This window comes from Ruegeria sp. YTSC003 (assembly GCF_059609785.1).
In genome coordinates this window covers 236,145-255,179 of sequence record NZ_JBXWMK010000003.1, presented here as the reverse complement: position 1 = coordinate 255,179, position 19,035 = coordinate 236,145, and the positions used below count along the sequence as shown (strand labels likewise).

General features: G+C 57.7%; 17 protein-coding genes. 9 read left to right on the top strand and 8 right to left on the bottom strand.

Features of this window, described 5'->3' with window-relative positions; all coding sequences use genetic code 11:
* Window positions 1–128: 128 nt before the first annotated feature.
* Entirely contained in the window at window positions 129–1,352 is a 1,224-nt protein-coding gene (gene hemA, locus AC2FFH_RS08270) for a 5-aminolevulinate synthase (RefSeq protein ID WP_496767004.1), read from the bottom strand.
* Window positions 1,353–1,685: 333 nt separating this feature from the next.
* Between hemA and AC2FFH_RS08265 the strand changes: the two genes are divergently transcribed.
* Window positions 1,686–3,071: a dipeptidase gene (locus tag AC2FFH_RS08265; RefSeq protein ID WP_496767003.1), complete on the top strand. Its 1,386-nt coding sequence runs from the start codon at window positions 1,686–1,688 to the stop codon at window positions 3,069–3,071.
* A 132-nt stretch (window positions 3,072–3,203) separates the two neighbouring features.
* On the opposite strand, the gene lpdA is transcribed toward AC2FFH_RS08265, so the two are convergent.
* Window positions 3,204–4,598: a dihydrolipoyl dehydrogenase gene (lpdA, locus tag AC2FFH_RS08260; RefSeq protein WP_496767002.1), complete on the bottom strand. Its 1,395-nt coding sequence runs from the start codon at window positions 4,596–4,598 to the stop codon at window positions 3,204–3,206.
* Window positions 4,599–4,814: 216 nt separating this feature from the next.
* On the opposite strand from lpdA, the gene AC2FFH_RS08255 reads away from it, so the two are divergent.
* Window positions 4,815–5,249, top strand: coding sequence for a hypothetical protein (locus AC2FFH_RS08255; RefSeq protein WP_496767001.1), 435 nt, complete (start codon window positions 4,815–4,817; stop codon window positions 5,247–5,249).
* On the opposite strand, the gene AC2FFH_RS08250 is transcribed toward AC2FFH_RS08255, so the two are convergent.
* From AC2FFH_RS08250 to AC2FFH_RS08235, 4 genes are all read right to left on the bottom strand, one after another.
* A complete protein-coding gene (locus tag AC2FFH_RS08250; RefSeq protein WP_496767000.1) occupies window positions 5,246–5,824 on the bottom strand; it encodes a DUF924 family protein in 579 nt (192 codons plus the stop codon). The two genes, AC2FFH_RS08255 and AC2FFH_RS08250, sit on opposite strands and share 4 nt — an antisense overlap.
* 109 nt (window positions 5,825–5,933) lie before the next feature.
* Complete coding sequence (locus AC2FFH_RS08245; RefSeq protein WP_058273985.1) at window positions 5,934–7,205, bottom strand: MFS transporter; 1,272 nt, start codon at window positions 7,203–7,205, stop codon at window positions 5,934–5,936.
* A gap of 112 nt (window positions 7,206–7,317) precedes the next feature.
* Window positions 7,318–8,364, bottom strand: coding sequence for a tRNA preQ1(34) S-adenosylmethionine ribosyltransferase-isomerase QueA (queA, locus tag AC2FFH_RS08240; RefSeq protein ID WP_496766999.1), 1,047 nt, complete (start codon window positions 8,362–8,364; stop codon window positions 7,318–7,320).
* A 48-nt stretch (window positions 8,365–8,412) separates the two neighbouring features.
* The gene (locus AC2FFH_RS08235) at window positions 8,413–11,796 is read right to left on the bottom strand and encodes a YhdP family protein (RefSeq protein WP_496844179.1); all 3,384 of its coding nucleotides are present in this window, start codon (window positions 11,794–11,796) and stop codon (window positions 8,413–8,415) included.
* Between the two features lie 68 nt (window positions 11,797–11,864).
* On the opposite strand from AC2FFH_RS08235, the gene AC2FFH_RS08230 reads away from it, so the two are divergent.
* The 7 genes from AC2FFH_RS08230 (at window position 11,865) to AC2FFH_RS08200 (ending at window position 17,889) form a co-directional block, all read left to right on the top strand.
* The gene (locus AC2FFH_RS08230) at window positions 11,865–12,326 is read left to right on the top strand and encodes a peroxiredoxin (protein WP_496766997.1); all 462 of its coding nucleotides are present in this window, start codon (window positions 11,865–11,867) and stop codon (window positions 12,324–12,326) included.
* 85 nt (window positions 12,327–12,411) lie between these two features.
* Window positions 12,412–13,227, top strand: coding sequence for a ferritin-like domain-containing protein (locus AC2FFH_RS08225; protein WP_496844259.1), 816 nt, complete (start codon window positions 12,412–12,414; stop codon window positions 13,225–13,227).
* A gap of 179 nt (window positions 13,228–13,406) precedes the next feature.
* Window positions 13,407–14,732, top strand: a complete 1,326-nt coding sequence (locus tag AC2FFH_RS08220) for a DUF5930 domain-containing protein (protein ID WP_496723379.1) — start codon at window positions 13,407–13,409, stop codon at window positions 14,730–14,732.
* Window positions 14,722–15,222 carry a bactofilin family protein gene (locus AC2FFH_RS08215; protein WP_496723381.1) on the top strand — a complete coding sequence of 167 codons (501 nt, stop codon included), beginning with the start codon at window positions 14,722–14,724 and terminating at the stop codon, window positions 15,220–15,222. The genes AC2FFH_RS08220 and AC2FFH_RS08215 overlap by 11 nt, the downstream gene beginning before the upstream one ends.
* Window positions 15,223–15,338: 116 nt before the next feature.
* On the top strand, window positions 15,339–16,148 hold the full coding sequence (locus AC2FFH_RS08210) for a M90 family metallopeptidase (RefSeq protein WP_496766994.1): 810 nt from the start codon (window positions 15,339–15,341) through the stop codon (window positions 16,146–16,148).
* A 123-nt stretch (window positions 16,149–16,271) separates the two neighbouring features.
* Window positions 16,272–16,961 carry an aquaporin Z gene (aqpZ, locus tag AC2FFH_RS08205; RefSeq protein ID WP_496723385.1) on the top strand — a complete coding sequence of 230 codons (690 nt, stop codon included), beginning with the start codon at window positions 16,272–16,274 and terminating at the stop codon, window positions 16,959–16,961.
* An 85-nt stretch (window positions 16,962–17,046) separates the two neighbouring features.
* Window positions 17,047–17,889: an alpha/beta fold hydrolase gene (locus AC2FFH_RS08200; protein WP_496844177.1), complete on the top strand. Its 843-nt coding sequence runs from the start codon at window positions 17,047–17,049 to the stop codon at window positions 17,887–17,889.
* A 39-nt stretch (window positions 17,890–17,928) separates the two neighbouring features.
* On the opposite strand, the gene AC2FFH_RS08195 is transcribed toward AC2FFH_RS08200, so the two are convergent.
* Entirely contained in the window at window positions 17,929–18,477 is a 549-nt protein-coding gene (locus tag AC2FFH_RS08195; protein WP_496766993.1) for a peptidylprolyl isomerase, read from the bottom strand.
* Window positions 18,470–18,976: a peptidylprolyl isomerase gene (locus AC2FFH_RS08190; protein ID WP_496844176.1), complete on the bottom strand. Its 507-nt coding sequence runs from the start codon at window positions 18,974–18,976 to the stop codon at window positions 18,470–18,472. The genes AC2FFH_RS08195 and AC2FFH_RS08190 overlap by 8 nt, the downstream gene beginning before the upstream one ends.
* Window positions 18,977–19,035: the final 59 nt, after the last annotated feature.

The window sequence follows — 19,035 nt, the reverse complement described above, 5'->3', positions numbered from 1 at the left end:
CCTGCTGCCCCATTCTGCCTTACGCGTGTTACACGCCAACGGCGAATCGCCTACCTAACGATTCGTGCGTCTCTTTTGTTAGCGTAAGCTTAACACGCGACAAATGCATTGCACACTTTGGCGTGAGGTTATCCTGCAAGTTCGGCGCGATTTAGCGCACAATGTGACCAAAGTTCGTCCATCGCATGGATCAGTCGGTTCATTTCACCCGGTCCGTGGACCGGTGACGGGGTAAAACGCAGGCGTTCCGTACCACGCGGCACGGTCGGGAAGTTGATGGGCTGGACGTAGATTCCATGGTCATCCAACAGCTTATCGCTAAGGATCTTGGTGTGCACCGGATTGCCAACGATCACCGGTACAATGTGGCTGCCGTGATCAATCAGCGGCAGACCCATCCCTTTCAGTCGCAGCTTGAGCACCTTGGCCTGAGTCTGGTGCTGCTCGCGCAATTCCGACGCACCCTTCAGATAGGCGACAGATGCGGCAGCACCTGCGGCAACGGCCGGCGGCAACGATGTCGTGAAGATGAAACCCGGCGCGTAAGAACGCACAGCGTCACACATTTTCTCACTGGCGGCGATATAGCCCCCCATCACGCCATAAGCCTTGGCCAATGTTCCGTTGATGATGTCGATGCGATGCGCCAAGCGATCACGTTCGGTCACGCCTCCACCACAGGGACCGTACATGCCGACCGCGTGCACCTCGTCGATATAGGTCAGCGCGCCAAATTCATCTGCCAGGTCGCAGATCTCTTCGATCGGGCCGAAATCGCCGTCCATCGAATATACCGACTCGAAAGCGATCAGTTTGGGTGTCGCAGGATCGTCGGCCTCAAGCAGCTCGCGCAGATGCGCGACGTCGTTGTGACGGAAGATTCGCTTGTCGCCGCCATTGCGGCGCACGCCTTCAATCATCGAGGCATGGTTCAGCGCGTCAGAATAAATGATCAGGCCCGGGAACAGCTTGGGCAACGTGCTGAGCGTCGCGTCATTGGCGATGTACGCGCTGGTGAACAGCAACGCCGCTTCTTTACCGTGCAAATCCGCCAACTCAGCTTCAAGTTGCTTGTGATAGACAGTGGTGCCCGAAATGTTGCGCGTTCCGCCGGAACCTGCACCGGCAGCATCAACGGCATCATGCATAGCATTCAGAACAACCGGGTTCTGGCCCATACCCAGATAGTCGTTTCCACACCACACCGTGATATTCTGCTGCGAGCCGTCCGGACGCGTCCGTACAGCATGCGGGAAATGACCGTTCTGGCGTTCGATATCAATAAAGGTCCGGTAACGACCTTCGTCATGCAGCCTGGCAATCGCTGAATCGAGCTGAGCAGTATAGTCCACCGGTTTCTCCTTCTGTGCCCGGCATTGACCTGCTGGTTGCCGAACCCGTTACTCCCCCAGATGACCATACATTCTGTCTCTGCGGTTTGCTTCCCCTTGAATGCCTTGAGTAGCGGCATTGTCGGAGTCGCGACATTGATTTGCATCAATTATCCCTGATCTTGCCACGGGACAAGTAAAGTTACGGCCATCAGACGCGAGGAAACGACGCAGGCGTTCCAAAGTCACATGTCCCGTTTCCGATAGTATACCCCAAATCCCGTCGATACGCACTGGACGGCACCGCCGGTGCTGATAGGTTCCGCACCAGTTCACGCCATTCAGGAGAGGCTCATGTCACTAGACGCTGTTCTGAGCAGGATCGACACCGATCTGTCCACGTCCATCGACCGTTTGATGGAATTTCTGCGCATCCCATCGATTTCGACCGACCCAGCCTACAAAGAGCAGGTTGATCAGGCCGCCGACTGGCTGGTCACAGACCTGCAAAGCATCGGCATTACGGCCGAAAAGCGCGAAACGCCGGGCCACCCGATGGTCGTTGGCCATGTGGGCGAGGGCAGCGACGGCCCGCATGTTTTGTTTTATGGCCACTACGACGTGCAACCTGTTGATCCACTGGAGCTTTGGAACCGTGACCCGTTCGACCCAGCGCTGGAAGATACTGACAACGGTCAGGTCATCCGCGGCCGCGGCTCGTCGGATGACAAAGGCCAGTTGATGACCTTTGTTGAGGCCTGCCGCGCATGGAAGGCGATCCACGGCACCCTACCCTGCCGCATCACGTTCTTCTTCGAAGGCGAAGAAGAATCCGGCTCACCCTCGTTGGTGCCGTTCCTCGAAGCCAACAAAGACGAATTGAAAGCCGATCTTGCGCTGGTTTGCGACACCTCGATGGTCTCGCGTGGCGTGCCCTCCATCGCCTCGCAATTGCGCGGCATGCTCAAGGATGAGTTCACTATCATCGGCCCACGCATCGATCTGCATTCCGGCCACTATGGCGGCCCGGGCTTGAATCCGCTGCGTGAGATGTCGAAGATCGTCGCCTCGTTCTACGATGACGAAACCGGTCGCGTGGCCGTTGACGGATTTTACGAAGGTGTACACGAAGTGCCCGCCGAGCAGCTGCGCCAATGGGAAAACTGCGGTTTTGATGAGGCGGAATACCTGAACTCGGTTGGCTATTCGCAACCCCATGGTGAAAAGGGCTATTCCACATTGGAACAGCAGTGGGCGCGTCCAACACTGGAAGTGAACGGTTTGTGGGGTGGCTACAATGGCGCGGGATCAAAAACCGTGATCCCGTCCGAAGCACATTGCAAGATCACCTGCCGGCTGGTCGGCGACATGGACCCCGATGCCCTGCGCGACAAGGTCCGTAAACATGTCGAAGATCGCCTGTCGCCGGACGCGAAAGTCGTCTGGGACAACGACCTTGAAGGTTCGCCTGCGTCGGTCATGAACCTCGACCGGCCGGAATTCGAAGCCGCGCGCGGCGCATTGTCGGATGAATGGGACCGGGAAGCTGTCTTTACCGGCATGGGCGGCTCGATCCCGGTGGTTGGCTATTTCAATTCGGTTCTTGGATTGGACTCGATGCTGGTTGGCTATGCCAATGACGATGACGCCATCCACTCACCGAACGAAAAATATGACGTGAAAAGTTTCCACAAGGGTATTCGCTCGTGGGCGCGCATTCTGGATGCATTGAATAAATAAAATACTTGCGAGGCTCTGCCTCGCGCTCCGGGAAATTAAAAAGCCAGATGAAGGAAGGATCCTTCCTTCATCTGGCTAAAATATTCTCAGGGGAGACGCCCGGCCCGGTCGGCGGGGACAGAGCCCCCATCCTTACATGTGAATCACACGCCCGTAGGCATCCAACACGCTTTCGTGCATCATTTCCGACAGAGTCGGGTGTGGGAAGACAGTGTTCATCAGGTCCTCCTCGGTGGTCTCCAATTGCCGTCCCACTACGTAGCCCTGAATCAACTCGGTAACTTCCGCACCGATCATGTGTGCACCCAGTAGTTCACCTGTCTTGGCGTCGAAAATCGTTTTGATCAGGCCTTCGGGCTCACCTAACGCAATGGCTTTGCCGTTGCCGATGAACGGAAACTTGCCAACCTTGATGTCATAGCCAAGCTCTTTCGCCTTGGCTTCGGTGTACCCCACCGATGCGACCTGAGGCTGACAGTAGGTGCAGCCGGCGATGCTTTCGGGTTTCACTGCATGAGCGTGTTTACCGGCAATCAATTCTGCAACCATGACACCTTCATGGCTGGCTTTGTGCGCCAGCCAGGGCGCGCCTGCGATATCACCGATGGCATAAAGGCCATCAACACCTGTGCGGCAGAATTCATCCGTGACGACATGGGTGCGGTCAATCTTAACGCCCAAGGCCTCGAGCCCAAGGTTTTCAACGTTCCCAACAATCCCCACGGCCGAGATCACGGTGTCGAAGTCGTGCATTTCGACCTTGCCCTTAACCTCAATATGCGCGGTGACCTTACCCTTGGCGCGGTCCAGTTGCTTGACCATCGCCTTTTCCATGACGGTCATGCCTTGTTTCGTAAAGGCCTTCTTAGCCAACGCGCTGATTTCTGCGTCCTCGACCGGCAGGACCCGGTCCATAACCTCGACCACGGTCGTGTCTGCGCCCAAGGTATTATAGAAGCTGGCGAATTCGATCCCAATTGCGCCGGACCCGATCACCAACAATTTTTTTGGCATCCGCGGCGGCTGGAGCGCGTGCTTGTAGGTCCAGACCAGATCGCCATCCGCTTCCAATCCGGGCAGTTCGCGCGCCCGTGCACCGGTGGCCAGAACGATGTTCTTGGCGGTCAGTTCCTCGGTGCCCTTGTCGGTTTTAACGGTGACCTTGCCTTTAGCAGGGATCGTGGCCGCACCCATGAAAACGGTCACTTTGTTCTTTTTCAACAGATGGCCAATGCCACCCGACAGCTGCGCCGCAACGCCGCGCGAACGCTTGACGACCGCATCCAGATCAAAACCAATCTTGTCTGCGCTCAGGCCAAAATCCTTGGCCCGCTCCATCAGATGGAACACTTCGGACGTTCGCAGCAGCGCCTTGGTCGGGATACAGCCCCAGTTCAGGCAGATACCGCCCAAATGCTCGCGTTCGACCACGGCGGTTTTCAGGCCCAGTTGCGCGGCACGGATAGCGGCCACATAGCCACCGGGACCGGCGCCAATTACGATCAGATCAAAAGATTGTGCTGCCATGTTTCCCTCTCGGCGCAGGTCGATTCAGAAATTAGTTTACCATTAAACTAATTTTAAGAACGCATCAACATATTGCTCCCGCGACAAAACGGACGCAGGGTAAACCGGCGCGGAATGCGCAATTTTCAGCCTATACCGCGCGCGAACCTATGGCTAGAAGATACGCACCTGACCTGCCCGGACTTTGTGAAACCCAAGTCATTCGAAAGGCTTACCATGGCCAAAACGCTTAAAGATCTGTTGCTTGCACTGTTGAATGCGACGCTTATCCTGATTGCACTATGCCTGTTTCTGGGGTGGAAGCTGGCTTCTACAGTTGACGACATTACCGTCAAGTTTGCTGAGAAGGTCCAGATCGTAGCGCCGCTGAAGGAAGACGTACAAGGGATACGCGGTGAACTGACGGCATTACGCAGCGACCTGTCATCCCTTCAGCTTAGCGGAACGGCAGCCGACAGCGCGACCGCCCGAAAACTGTCTGAGGCTTTGGAAAAGCTAAATGGTTTGGAGAATAACCTGCAAGCTGCGCAGGCGAGAATAGCCGAGTTGACCGAGGCCCCGGACCAGTTAATCAACACTGCAATTGAAAATTCGGCCGACATTGTTGCCGACCGGATCATTGCAATCCGAGGCTGCGTGCCGGCGTCCTAGCCGGCTGTCTGCAGCTCGCGCACAGTCGCGCCATATCCGCCCATGTCGACATAGGCGGCCTCGTGCTCGGTCATGGGCCGCGAGAGAGCGTCGTTGCGGTATGGGAACCGACCGAACTTGCGGATCACTTCGCGATGTGCCCTTGCGTGCAACAGATTGCCGTCGTCGCCATCGGTCATGTTTTGACACATCAGGCGCACACAGCGTTCCTGGTCACACAGGTTTTCCGAATGCATCAATGGAAGATAGAAGAACTGGCGGGCCGGTTCGTCGATCTTCATATCCCACCCTTTGTCCACCGCGCATTTCGCTGCTGACAACGCTGCACGGTCTGAGGCGAAGGCCTCAGCGCTTCCTCGGAACATGTTGCGTGGGAACTGATCCATCAGGATGATGTACGCCAATGCACCGCTGGGATAGGTCAGCCAAAGAGAGAACTTGCCTTCATTCGCAGCCTCCCATGTGGTCAGGAACCTGTCGCGGATTTCTGCATCCAATGCGTCATCCTGCAGATACCAACCCTTGGGACCAACCTCATCTAACCAAAAACTCAGTACATCTTCAGGACTTGCCATGCCCTTAACTCCGTCGTGTTTCCCCCCCAAGGGACTTAAATTCATTTAAGTGTGTTTTACAGAATTGTAACAGTAAATTATTGCAACACTTGCGACATAAATTCGTGTTCTAGGCAACATCTTGCGTTTCCTGCTCGGCTTCTGCGGCCTCGATGGCCACTTCCTGCGCCAATTCCATCACAACCGGAGACGCCGTTGGATAGAGCGGCGACATGGTGCCCGTTTCGTCGACCGGGATCGCCGCGCGCTGGGTCATACGGTAGAGCGCATAGCCGGCCATAACGACCAGCAGGATAGCGATGAAAAGGAAAAAGCCCGGAGGACCAAAGACCGCATCCCCCATGAGCCAACCGGTGATCAACGGGCCCGCGATGGCCCCCATGCCGTTGATAAACAAGAGACCCCCTGACGCTGCGGCCATGTCTTCGTGTTCCAGAAAGTCATTCGCGTGCGCGATCAGCAATGAGTAAAGCGGGTTCGACATACCGCCGATCACAAAGGCCGCGCCCAGCAGGATCGGAAACGTCACCCCGAACACCAAGCCCACAACTGCCGCGCAGCTGCCGACCCCTGCAACAAGCATGATTAGGAAACGGCGATCCATGCGGTCGGACATCCATCCCAATGGATACTGCAAGACCAGGGCACCGATATAGAATGCGGCAATAAAAGTCGAAATCTCAACCAGTGTCAGGCCCGCGCGGGCACCGTATACCGACGCCATCCCGAACTGTGCAGAGAAAACGCCACCCAGAAGAAACATGCCAACACAGCCCAATGGCGAATATCCGAACAATTCGCGCAAAGTCATCGGTTTGGTTGTGTCAAACGCAGGAGTCGGTGAGATCGACAAGAGAATAGGCGCAAAAGAGACCGAAACCAGAATGGAGGCGATTACAAAGGTATCGAACCCGGCCGGGTCGCCCAACAGAACCAATCCTTGTGCGCTGATGATGCCTGTCATCTGGAAGATCATGTAAAGAGACAGTGCCTGGCCGCGATTTTCGTTGCTGGCAGCATTGTTGAGCCAGCTTTCCGCAGTGACGTACACTCCGGAGAAACAGAACCCGATCACGACACGACCCAGAATCCAGATAACCGGGTCGGTCATCAACGGATACATGATCATCACGGCAGAAATGAACGATGCCAGCGCCGCGAAGACTCGCACATGTCCGACACGTCGGATCATTTCGGGTGCAAGGCGTGATCCACCCAGGAAACCGACGAAATAGGCCGACATCACGAATGACATCTGAAGCGTCGAAAACCCCTCAATCTCGCCCCGGACACCCAGAATTGTCCCCTGAAGACCGTTTCCGACCATCAACAGGCCCATACCAAGCAATAGCGCCCATGCGCTGGAAAGGACCTGAATCATTGGGGCCTCCGAAAAATTCCGAGCTAGACTGTGACACCGTTTTGCAATCAAAAACGGCTTTGGTCATGCTTGTCTACGACATTGAAAAGATTCGATCCCGACAACGCGTCCCTTACGGGATCAAAAGCGACGCATCCCCGTAAGAGAAGAACCGGTATTTCTGTTCAATCGCATGCGCGTACACCTGCCGCATGCGTTCCAGCCCCATCAGGGCCGAAACCAGCATCAACAAGGTGGATTTCGGCAGGTGGAAATTGGTCATCAACGCGTCGGTCACATGAAATTCGAAACCAGGATAGATGAAAATATCCGTTTCGCCTTCCCATGGTTCGATCTGCCCCGACCGGCTGGCGCTTTCGATCAGACGCAGCGCGGTGGTGCCCACCGGGATGACCCTGCCCCCTTCGGCTTTGGTCTCGCGGATTTCTTGCGCGGCGACGGCGCTGACACTGCCCCATTCGGCGTGCATCTTGTGGGTCGTCACGTCCTCGACTTTGACCGGCAGAAATGTGCCCGCGCCCACATGCAGCGTGACATGGGTGACTGCGACGCCGCGCGCGCCCAGCGCCTGCATCAACGCCTCATCAAAATGCAGCGACGCCGTTGGGGCGGCAACCGCACCGGAATTGCGGGCCCAGATTGTCTGGTAATCCGTCTTGTCCTGCTCATCCGCTGGCCGCTTGGCCGCGATGTAGGGCGGCAGAGGCATTGCCCCAGCCTGTTCCAGCGCAGCATCAAAATCGTCGCCTGACAGATTGAACCGCAGATAGGCTTGCCCGTCCTCAACCCGCTCCAGCGTGGCGCTCAGCTGATCCGAGAACTGAATGTCTTCGCCCAGCTTCACTTTCTTCAGCGGTTTGATCAGGGCCGCCCATGTGCCATCAGCCTGCGGGTCCAGCAAAGTCGCCTCGATTGCGGCAGACACCGGTCCTTGTGCACTGTTGCGATGGCGCCGTCCGTTCAGGCGCGCGGGGATGACGCGCGTGTCGTTTAGCACCAATCTGTCACCCGGCTGCAACCAGTCGGTTAGATCAAAAACATGCGCATCCGAGATCACGTCACCTTCGGCCACCAACAGGCGCGCGGATGAGCGCGGGCTGGCGGGACGTGTGGCAATCCGGTCTTCGGGCAGATGGAAGTCAAAATCGCTGAGTTTCATAGCCGCGCCATACAATTCCGCATCGGAATCAGCAACAGCCCATCCGGGTCAATTGTCCCGGGGCGGAGAACCAAAGGTCTTTTTGGGTTCATCCGGCTTTCTCGGCAGCGCATTGGGGCCATCTGATACAGTCGGGGCCGGTGCGCGCAGTAAATTTCGTAGGAACAGTGGCGCAAGGCCAGACAGCGGGTTTACGGAAACTTTTGGCTTCGTAAGCGGCCCGGTCAGGCTGTAGTTGAACCCGATGACCCCCTCGCCTTTTTTCGTAAACACACTTCCGATCGCGTTCACCAGATAGATCGGAGAAATTGCGCCACGCAGGTTTAGCATGCCCGCAACCGTGTCGATCGTGCCGTCAAAGGACAAGCCGATGGACGGGCCAACGGCGCTTCCACTGAGGACTTTGATTTCGGTCGGAGTGATCCGCATGCGGCTATCGATAGTCGAGAAAAAAATCCCCTGCCCGGTCATCTCGTCCAAAAGTCCAACAAGACTGATCGCGTCTAACAGTGCGGCCATTGCCGGTGCATCGGTAATGCGTGTGTTTAGTATTTTGAGGATCACATCATAATTCCCCGGCGCGCTGACCGGTTCCAGTTGCAGATCCAAACTGCCGCCACGCGCCTGGGTGATAACACCAGCTGACCGCAGGACGGCCCCTGCGTCCTTCGACTTTATGTTCACGGCGCTACCGCTGTCGCGCGGGCTCATCTGACCGCTGACCGCCGTGCCGCCGTTAACATTGGCCGTAAAGGTGCCGTTCACCCCGCCTGTGGTTTGAAACGCGCCCCGGAACCCGGTCAGTGCAATGTCTTCGGTCACCTGCAGGCGGTCCAACAGAACATCGATCCTTGGACCGGGGCCTGACCCTCCTCCGCCACCGCCCTCGCCGAAGGTTGCGCGACCCAGATTCATGACACCGCCCTGAACGACGATATTGGGGACAGGTCCGCCGGTGTTGATCAGTTCGGCCGGCACCGCCAGCCAGTTGCCCAGATCAAACGAACTGAACCGTATCCGGTCAAAGGCACCCCCGTCCCGGAAGAAGATCGAGGCTTTAGTGCGCAGCCCCGCGACATCAAGCGTCAGATCATCCACTTTGGGCTTTTCACCCAGCGTGGCGTCCAGTGTCATCTTTCCGGTCGCCCCCGTCCCTTTGCGCCAGCCAAGTTCAGGAATTGCCATTCCGACCCCGGCGAGGTCCGAGGTCGCAGAGAGTGTGACGGGTTCATCCGCGCCGATTCCAACGGTGATATCCGCTGTGCCTTTTCCAGTCAGCATGCCCGGCGGCAGCGGCACCTTCAGTTCGCTCATCAACAAAGGCGACAGTTCGATCTGGCCCGTCAGTTCGCTGCGTTGCGGCCCATCCCCGCCAATGGGCTGACGCCACGCGACCTGCATCGGCACTTGGCCGAATAAGCCGTAGCCGTCGATCTTCACCTCGGTCTGATTGCCGGACAGGTTCAAAAGATCAGCGCTGACGGAATAGTCAGGCACAAGTTTGTCGCTTTGCACATTGTCGATTTCACCGGTGTAGTGGAATTCTGTGTCGTGAAACTTCAGCCCCTTTTTCAGCGGCAATGACAAAGTGCCTGACAAGCTTACGTCACCAGCCGCCAGATCGACCGGCAAGTTGGCTTTAGACATCAGGCTTAGTGGTGGTCGGTCCAGCAGCGACAAGGCGGCCTCGACGCTGCCGCGCGCCTCGATCCGAGCAATCGCAGGCGTTCCGCCCTTGGCAGTTGTATCCGGGATGATGAACGAGGTTCCCGAGGCATCCACCGCGCCACCCTGATCGGCGATGACAACCCCTTTTTCAGCCGTGACGGTAAAGCGATCTTTCAGCAGGCTAAGCCGGCCCCGCCCGTCCTGGATCAGCGGCAAGGTCTTGGCAAACCTGATCTTGGCCTCATCGAACCCAAGGCCCAAATAGAGGTCCGGCTTACTGCCCGGATGCAAGCGTAGTGAAAACTCCACATCTGAAAACTGACCTTCGAACAGGTTTTCCGACACCCATTTCCGCGGGTTCGGCGCCAGTCTTTCGGGCCAGTATCGCAACAGGTTCTCAGACCCCATCTTGTCCAGTTGCGCATCAAACGCGGCATCCCAACCGTCGGGCTGGCCGATCAACCTGCCCGTTGCGTGCAATTCGTGCAGGGCATCCGTGATCGTCAACTGCCCCAGCTGCAGCTCGAACGGCGCAAGCTTGAGTTGAAAATCCACATCCGCCCGCGCCGTTTCCAGCGATTCCGGGAACAGACCACCGGGGTAGATATCGATACTGTTCAGGGTCAGCTGTGACGTCAGGCTTTCAAGAACACCGTTTTCGACCCCGTTCAAATAGGCTTTGCCTTCGGCCTGCACGGCCCCCACGTCGGACACGACCGAGGCCTCGTTGAATTCCAGAACATGACGCGCGGGGTCATAGGTGAAATAGGCGCGCGCGGATTCGAACCCGATCGGGCGCGTCTCAGGTCTGGGCTGCAGGACACCCTCGCCCAGATTCAACGTCGCAAAAAGCGGCCCCAGCGCGGCCTGCCCATCTACACTGCCCCGTAACGCGCCGGAAATCGGAGCATTGAGCACCTGCAACCACGCCAGTGCAACGCTTTGGGTGGCAATGTCTTCCGAGGGTAAATCGGTGATCGAAACCCCAAAACTCGCCTGAGGGGTACCAAGCACGCTGGTATAGTTCGCCTCGATCGTGCTGGCGTAGTCGCGCCCGGTCAGAACCGAAAACCCGGTCGCCAGCCGCATTTCATTCCCGTCCCGGATGATCGAGATATGCCCGCCGTCAAACACCCAGGCCCGCCCCAGCCGCAGATCCTGATAGTCCAGCGTCAACGATTCCAGATCGACCGCCCGCAAACCTGACAGAAACGGGGACAGGAACACATCATCCGATTCCTCGATAAGCTGTGCCAGCGTCGGGGCCTTTTGCACCGGGGCACTGCCCGACCCCACTGTCAGCGACAGCGCACCGTCCTCACCACGGGTCAAAGCAATCTGCGCACCCAGCATAGTGATCCGCCGCGGTCTGATCTTGCCGCGCAGCAATTCACGCATCGACAGGCGTGTCCGCAAATCCGAAATCTGAACGATCTGACGCCCCGCCGCATCGCTGATGGTCACATCCGTCAATCGGATACGCGGGCGCCACTTTTCGTTTACGATAAAGCTGGCGTCCCCAAAGGTGAATTTAAGACCGCCAAGGCTGCGTTCCAGACGCGCTTCTACTTTCTGTGTGACCCATTCCGGCGCGTGCAGCTGTTTTCCGATCAAAAAGAACCAGCCCGCTCCGACCAGCAGGCACATTAAAAACAAGGTTCCGATGCTCCAGCGCGCGGCGATACGACGGCGTGACCGGCGGCGGACAGGCGTCTCGGGCCGGTCGCCACTTGCGTCTTCGTGCTGAGCCAATTTTTTATCCAAGTCTTTCAACCCGCTCGCGTCGCCCTATTATGCCGGGCAGCACTTAAAATCCTTTAGCGGAGTTTCCAATGCCCGACGTAACAGACATCGCCCCTGATTTCACATTACCCCGCGACGGCGGCGGCGAAGTGACCCTATCGGACCTGCGCGGCGGTGCCGTCGTTCTGTTTTTCTACCCCCGCGATGATACGCCGGGCTGCACCAAGGAATCCATCGGTTTCTCGGAACAACTTCAGGCCTTTGGTGATGCGGGGGCTCAAGTTTTTGGCATCTCGCGGGATAGTGTTGCCAAGCACGACAAGTTTGTTGCCAAACACAGCCTGACGACTCCGCTTTTGTCGGATGAAGGGTCTTCGGTCTGCGAGGACTATGGCGTCTGGGTTGAAAAGAACATGTACGGCAAGAAATCCATGGGAATTCAACGCTCGACCTTTCTGATCGATGGCGAGGGCAAGATCGCCAAGGTCTGGCGCAAAGTCAAAGTCCCCGGCCATGTGGACGAGGTGCTAGAGGCTGTGCGCAGCCTGTAATCCTCTCGACCACGGTCGTCATCCGGTCTATGAGCCGTCCATCTCAACCAACGGAGACAACGCGGTGTCCAAAACACTGACTCAGATGGCGACCGAAGTCCTGACAACAGCGAATGGTCGGGAAAAGACTGCCCTGTCCAAGCGCTATGCCGCCGCCTGGTTCGCATCGCGCAAGGGCGACGCGCCTGAGATTGAGGTGGGAACCGCAACTCCGCCGCTGAGTCCTGCCCGCCCGGAAAAGCCCGAGCTGCTATCGCCGCGTGAGGTTCCAAAACGCAAGCCCGGAACCGAGGCCGGGCGTATCGCCCTGCTTCACGCAGTTGCGCATATCGAGCTGAACGCGGTCGACCTGCATTGGGACATCATCGCGCGATTTGGCCACGTGCCGATGCCCATCGGGTTTTACGATGACTGGGTCAAATGCGCCGAAGAAGAATCGCGGCATTTCGAATTGGTCTGCGATTGTCTGGAAAGCAAGGGCAGCCACTATGGCGCTCTGCCCGCGCATGCGGGAATGTGGCGCGCGGCCGAAGACACTGCCGAAGATTTGATGGGGCGACTGGCGGTTGTCCCCATGGTGCTCGAGGCGCGTGGGTTGGACGTGACACCCGGCATGATCGACATATTCCGCAAGGCCAAAGCCGAGCAGGCAATTGCCGCGCTCGAGGTCATCTATGCTGAAGAAGTGGCCCACGTGGCTTATGGTTCAAAATGGTTCCATTTCCTGTGTGGGCGTGAAAACGCAGATCCCAAGGATGTATTTCACCAATTGGTGCGCCAGTATTTCCATGGCGTCCTGAAGCCCCCGTTTAACGAAGAAAAACGGGCCGAGGCCGGGCTGCCGCCGGATTTCTATTGGCCTCTGACGGAGGATTTGCCATTGCCGGGACAGGCGCAATAACGGGCACAAGTTGACGTTATCGGCAATTTCTCGCCTAGAATCGGCGGCAAAAACCGGTAACGCAAGGTCGATAAGTTAACAAACTTGCCCAAAGCTCCCTCTCGCTCTATGCACTTCGCCCAAGGGACGGCTATCACTCACGACCGGTCCCGATCTTTGGGGATGGAGAGGTAGGACGCGTGAGAACACGTCTGGCAATCAAATTACATTCATTGTTCGAGCGGCATTTTCCCGAACGCCGTGTCTTTCTGAAATCCGACAATGATACGCGGTTTATTCGGCTAAGCTCGGAAACGCAGGTCATAGCCGTTGCTGGTGTCGCCTTGTTCGTGGGATGGACAGCTGTCGCGACTGCGATACTGTTGATGGACAGCATCGGGTCGGGAAACTTCCGGGAACAGGCAAAGCGTGATCAGGCGACCTATCAGGAACGACTGAACATCATGTCCACGGAACGGGACGTCCGAGCGCAGGAGGCTTTGGCGGCTCAGGACCGGTTCAACGCAGCGCTCGAGCAGATTTCGGCCATGCAGTCGGAACTGCTGGCGTCGGAAAACCGCCGCCGCGAGCTTGAGACCGGGATCGAGGTTATCCAGACCACGCTGCGCGCTACCATGAAACAGCGCGAAGAAGCACGTACAGAACTGGTCACGCTTCAGCAGGAAGCGGGCGAAGGCGACATGTACATGGCCGCCGTTGCCAACCCTGAACAGATGAACTTTATGACCGAGGCACTGTCCCGTACCGCCGAGGAACGCGACCAGATTGCCGCCAATGCCAAGGACGCGCTGGAACAGCGTGACGATCTTGAGCTGGAAATCCGGCTGATGCAGGAACGCAGCGACGAGATCTTCCGCCAGTTGGAAGAGGCAATGGTGATCTCGGTCGAACCACTGGACAAGATGTTCCGCCAGGCCGGCATGCCCACCGACCGCATCATCGAAGAAGTCCGCCGCGGCTATAGCGGCATGGGCGGCCCCCTAACCCCTATTTCTTTCAGCACGCGCGGTGAGGAACTGACCCCCGACGAGATCCGCGCAAATACTCTGTTGCAACAGATGGATCAGTTGAACCTGTACCGAATTGCTGCAGAGAAAGCGCCGTTTGCAAGCCCCGTCAATTCCGTCGTGCGATTCACGAGCGGTTACGGGACGCGTCGAGACCCCAAGACAGGTGGTCGCCGCATGCATAACGGCGCTGATTTCGCAGGTGCCCATGGCACCGACATTTTTGCCACCGCCGACGGTGTGGTCACCCATGCCGGCTGGCAGTCCGGGTTTGGACGGCTGGTAAAAATCAAGCACGCGTTCGGAATTGAGACACTTTATGCCCATAACACGAAGATACGCGTGAAGGTTGGTCAAAGGGTCTCGCGCGGGGATCATATTGCTGATATGGGTAGCACCGGACGGTCGACCGGCACGCACCTGCACTATGAAGTTCGCGTGAACGGAAAACCTGTTAACCCAATGACTTACATCAAGGCTGCGAGAAATGTTTTCTAAGAGCAAAATCAACGAGCCCTCGTCCACTGCACCCGAGGCGGCAAAACCCGCTGCACCGGCGACACCGGCGGCCCCTGCACCGGCAGAAAACAAGGCCAGCACCGCGCCCAAGCCCAAGCCACCGGCATCGGTTCTGTCTTCGGACCTGCACATCACGGGCAACCTGAAGACCTCGGGCGATATCCAGGTCGAAGGCACTGTCGAAGGCGACATCCGTGCGCATCTGCTGACAATCGGTGAGACTGCCACCATCAAAGGCGAAGTCACCGCCGATGACGTCGTGATCAACGGCCGCATCGTGGGCCGTGTCCGTGGTTTGAAGGTACGCCTGACCTCGTCCGCACGTGTCGAAGGCGACATCATCCACAAGACCATCGCGATCGAAAGCGGCGCGCATTTCGAAGGTTCGGTTCAGCGTCAGGACGACCCTCTGAACCCGGGCCGCGGCGGCAAGGCGGGTGCCAACCCGGCGGCCGAAGTCAAGCAGTAACGCGGACCACTTTCCAAGTTTCGAACGCCGCGGGGAAACCCGCGGCGTTTTTCATTTGACGGGGACGATTGGGTTTTCCGGTTCCAACCGCCCGGCGCGTCCTTATAGTGACCTTTATGTTGTTCTTTTTCACAGCCTTGGCGCTTATTGCCGGTTTCCTACTGTATCGCTACTGGTCCAAGTCCCGGGCGCGCCAACAGTTATTGTCCACACCCCTGACAGACCACCAACGCATCCTCATCGAGCAGCAAGTGCCGTTGATCCGCCGCCTGCCCCTAGACCTGCGTGTCAAACTGGACGGCAAGGTGAATCTGTTTCTGGATCAGGTTCGTTTCTTCGGTTGCGACGGGCTGGACGTGACCGAAGAGATGGAACTGGCCATCGCCGCGCAGGCCTGTCTTCTTATTGTAAACAGCGACCTCTGGTACGATCACCTGACCACGATCCTGATCTACCCGAACGCTTTTAAGTCTCGGCAGCGCCGACAGGAAGGATACGTCGTCAGCGAGAAAGAGATCGTGCGCACCGGGGAAAGCTGGGACCGTGGACCGGTTATCCTGTCTTGGACCCACAGCAAGCTGGGCGCACTGAACGACCATGACGGGCAGAATGTCGTACTGCATGAGTTTGCCCACCAGATAGACGATCTGTCCGGTGGCACCAACGGCGTTCCGATCCTGAGCGACGGGCAAAGCTTTGCCGAGTGGGAGCGTGTCTTTCTGACTGCCTATGACACCCTTGTCCGCGCCGTCGAAAGCGGGCGGCGCACGGTAATCGACGCCTATGGCGCAACCGGCCATGAAGAATTCTTTGCCGTTTCCGTCGAGGTGTTCTTTGAAAAGCCCCGCGACCTGAAATCTGAGGCCCCTGAGGTCTATGACCAACTTGCCAAACTGTTCCAACTGGACCCGGTTGCCTGGGGTTAGGCGTGCTTAGGCTCCCACCGCCTCACTCCTGACCACTGCCAGTGAAATTTCCCCTTATCCAAACATTTCACAAAACATCATTTTCGAATTAGTCTTAAATTAGTGTTTTCAGGAGGATTTTTCATGTCATCAAAACTCATGGCCGAGTTCTTCGGTACGTTCTGGTTGGTTCTGGGCGGTTGCGGCAGCGCCGTTCTGGCCGCCGGGGTCGCCGATGTGGGCATCGGTTGGCTGGGCGTTTCCTTTGCCTTCGGCCTCACCGTTCTGACGATGGCCTATGCCGTCGGGCATATCTCGGGCGGCCATTTCAATCCTGCAGTCAGCCTTGGGCTGATGATCGGGGGACGGTTTCCGGCGAAGGACCTTATCCCTTATTGGATCGCCCAGGTCATCGGCGCAATTGCTGCGGCTGCTGTCTTGTATCTAATCGTCAGCGGCGCGCCCGGCTTTGACGGCGTGGGTGGGTTTGCCTCGAACGGCTATGGTGAGGCATCACCCGAGGGCTATTCAATGATGTCCGCTCTGGTGATCGAGATCGTCATGACTGCGTTCTTCATCATCATCATCCTGGGGGCCACTTCCAGCGGCGCTCCTGCCGGGTTCGGCCCCATCGCCATCGGGCTTGGTTTGACATTGATCCACCTGATCTCGATCCCGGTGACCAACACATCGGTCAACCCGGCCCGGTCCACAGGGGTTGCTTTGTTCGCGGACGCGCCTGCCCTTGGGCAGCTCTGGCTGTTCTGGGTTGCACCCCTGATCGGTGGCGCAATCGGCGCATTGATCTGGAAGGCGATGACAACAGACGACTAAAGGCCAAGCGGGGGATTATTTCCCCCGCTTTCCTCTTCCTAAGCTATCATCCCTGACGAGACGACGCGAAACCAGGGAGGTAGACATGCTTCGAACACTGATGGTCACTGCGATGACGTTGACCGCGACAGCGGGACTGGCACAGGATGCTTGGCTGACAATCCCCGAAACGCCTGCCATGCCCAAGGCCGCGTCCAGTGGTACCGCCAGCGTGAATGGCATAGATATGTATTACGCCACCTATGGATCGGCAGAGGGCACGCCCGTGCTGCTAATCCATGGCGGTCTGGCGCATGGCGATATCTGGGCAGCGCAAGTGGCTGATCTGGCCAGTGACCACAGCGTGATTGTGGCGGATACGCGGGGGCACGGCCGTTCAACCAATGACGGCAGCACCTACAGCTACGAACTGTTGGCGCAGGACTATCTGGCGCTGCTGGATTATCTGAATGTTGAGCAAGTAAATCTGGTCGGATGGTCTGACGGTGCCAACATTGGCTACACGATCTCGACCACGGCGCCGGATCGTCTTGCCAGCCATTTCGCCCATGCGGGCAACGTTACTTTGGATGGGATTGACCCTTCAGTCGAAACCAACGAAGTCTTTGGAACTTACGTCGGGATGATGGCCGGGGACTATGCCGCCATGTCCCCCACTCCGGACGGGTTCGAAGCGTTTCTGGGCGGTGTCGCAGCCATGTGGGCGACGGAAAAGCCCGGAGGGCTTGAGGGGCTGCAATCCGTAACCGTGCCCACTCTGGTCGTGCAGAGCGAACATGACGAAGCAATTCTGACCGAACACTCACAGGCGATTGCCGAGGCGATCCCGGACGCTGAACTATTGATTTTGAAAGACGTCAGTCACTTTGCGTCATTTCAGGATCCGGATACTTACACGCAAGCGATCCGAAACTTCATCGATCAATGACGAGAAACCCGGCGCTGGAGTAAGCGCCGGGTTCAAAGATCATTCGGTAACGGTGACTTTTTTCATCACGTCCGGCTGGCCGATCACCGCGCCATTCTGTCCCTCACCGCGTTTGATCGCATCTACCACGTCCATGCCGCCGGTCACCTGACCAACAACCGTGTACTGGCCGTTCAGGAACGGGCCCGGCTCGAACATGATGAAGAATTGCGAGTTGGCACTGTTGGGGTTTTGCGCCCGCGCCATGCCGACAACACCCCGGTCGAATTCGAAATCCGAAAACTCGGCCGGAAGGTCCGCACGGTCAGATCCACCGGTGCCAGCGCGACGCAAGTCGCCGCCCAGACGGCCATGCTCAACATCGCCGGTCTGAGCCATGAAGCCGTCGATCACGCGGTGAAACACCACGCCATCGTATTTCCCTTCATTGGCCAGGGCAGCGATTTGCTCGACATGTTTCGGGGCCAGATCATCGAACAGGTCGATAGTGACGGTGCCATTGGCCCCCTCACCTTTGATCTCGACCTCAAGGCCCGTGGCCAGCGCCGGGCTGGCCAACAAGGCAAAAGCAGCGGCCAGTTTATACATCGGCTGCCACCTTGACGCTGATCATGCGGTCAGGACTCATCGGCGGCTCGCCACGAACGATGGCGTCCACATGCTCCATCCCGTCGATGACGCGACCGTAAACGGTGTACTGACCGTTCAGGAAGTGGTTGTTCTTGAAGTTGATGAAGAACTGCGAGTTGGCCGAATCCGGGTTCTGCGAACGGGCTGCGCCCAGCGTGCCGCGGTCATGCGGCAGCTTCGAGAATTCCGCCGGAACGTTGGGCAGAGACGACCCGCCGGTACCCGCCATACGCAGGTTGAACCCGTCTTCCATGTCGCCGTGCTGAACATCGCCGGTCTGCGCCATGAAACCATCGATCACACGGTGAAAGGCCACGTTGTCATACTCACCACTGCGCGCCAGTTCTTTCATGCGAGCGCTGTGCTGGGGCGCTACATCCGGCAACAGCTCGATGACGACATTGCCGTCTTTGAGTTCGACGATGATTGTGTTTTCGGGATCCTTGATCTCGGCCATTAGGCCCTCCTGTCGTTTTATCTTGCGCAAATACCTATGCGCAGGGCGCGGGAATGCCA

Bases quoted from the DNA above. Each gene is read 5' to 3' on its own strand.
- AC2FFH_RS08250 (WP_496767000.1), bottom strand. From the start codon at position 5,824: ATGGCAAGTCCTGAAGATGTACTGAGTTTTTGGTTAGATGAGGTTGGT.
- aqpZ (WP_496723385.1), top strand. From the start codon at position 16,272: ATGTCATCAAAACTCATGGCCGAGTTCTTCGGTACGTTCTGGTTGGTT.
- AC2FFH_RS08265 (WP_496767003.1), top strand. From the start codon at position 1,686: ATGTCACTAGACGCTGTTCTGAGCAGGATCGACACCGATCTGTCCACG.
- AC2FFH_RS08245 (WP_058273985.1), bottom strand. From the start codon at position 7,205: ATGATTCAGGTCCTTTCCAGCGCATGGGCGCTATTGCTTGGTATGGGC.
- AC2FFH_RS08195 (WP_496766993.1), bottom strand. From the start codon at position 18,477: ATGTATAAACTGGCCGCTGCTTTTGCCTTGTTGGCCAGCCCGGCGCTG.
- AC2FFH_RS08225 (WP_496844259.1), top strand. From the start codon at position 12,412: ATGGCGACCGAAGTCCTGACAACAGCGAATGGTCGGGAAAAGACTGCC.
- AC2FFH_RS08215 (WP_496723381.1), top strand. From the start codon at position 14,722: ATGTTTTCTAAGAGCAAAATCAACGAGCCCTCGTCCACTGCACCCGAG.
- AC2FFH_RS08210 (WP_496766994.1), top strand. From the start codon at position 15,339: ATGTTGTTCTTTTTCACAGCCTTGGCGCTTATTGCCGGTTTCCTACTG.
- AC2FFH_RS08200 (WP_496844177.1), top strand. From the start codon at position 17,047: ATGCTTCGAACACTGATGGTCACTGCGATGACGTTGACCGCGACAGCG.
- AC2FFH_RS08190 (WP_496844176.1), bottom strand. From the start codon at position 18,976: ATGGCCGAGATCAAGGATCCCGAAAACACAATCATCGTCGAACTCAAA.
- AC2FFH_RS08230 (WP_496766997.1), top strand. From the start codon at position 11,865: ATGCCCGACGTAACAGACATCGCCCCTGATTTCACATTACCCCGCGAC.
- lpdA (WP_496767002.1), bottom strand. From the start codon at position 4,598: ATGGCAGCACAATCTTTTGATCTGATCGTAATTGGCGCCGGTCCCGGT.
- AC2FFH_RS08255 (WP_496767001.1), top strand. From the start codon at position 4,815: ATGGCCAAAACGCTTAAAGATCTGTTGCTTGCACTGTTGAATGCGACG.
- queA (WP_496766999.1), bottom strand. From the start codon at position 8,364: ATGAAACTCAGCGATTTTGACTTCCATCTGCCCGAAGACCGGATTGCC.